This window comes from Kitasatospora putterlickiae (assembly GCF_039527695.1).
Taxonomy (GTDB): Bacteria; Actinomycetota; Actinomycetes; order Streptomycetales; family Streptomycetaceae; genus Kitasatospora; species Kitasatospora putterlickiae.
This window is the reverse complement of sequence record NZ_BAAAKJ010000036.1, coordinates 24,733-25,065: the sequence shown is the minus strand read 5'-3', so window position 1 is coordinate 25,065 and position 333 is coordinate 24,733. Positions and strand designations below refer to the sequence as shown.

Here is a 333-nt window from a genome sequence, read left to right as displayed (position 1 = left end):
CCGCGCGGCCGGCTCGCCCGGCTGCACCTGAGCGCCACGCTGCGCGCCGCAGCCCCGCACCAGGTGGCGCGCGGGCGGTCCTCGCGCGCCCTGGTGCTGCACAAGGACGACTTCCGCGAGCAGGTGCGCCAGGGCCGGGAGTCCAACCTGGTGCTGTTCGTGGTGGACGCCTCCGGTTCGATGGCGGCCCGGCAGCGGATGACCGCCGTCAAGGGTGCCGTGCTGTCGCTGCTGATGGACGCCTACCAGCGCCGCGACAAGATCGGCATGATCACCTTCCGGGGCTCCTCGGCCGAGCTGGCGCTGCCGCCGACCTCCTCGGTGGAGGTCGGC

1 protein-coding gene is annotated in these 333 nt (G+C 74.2%); it reads left to right on the top strand.

Annotation, left to right across the window (positions count from 1 at the left end; genetic code table 11):
* Positions 1 to 333: VWA domain-containing protein (locus ABD308_RS04490; protein WP_344325856.1), on the top strand; the 333-nt coding region annotated here is incomplete at both ends.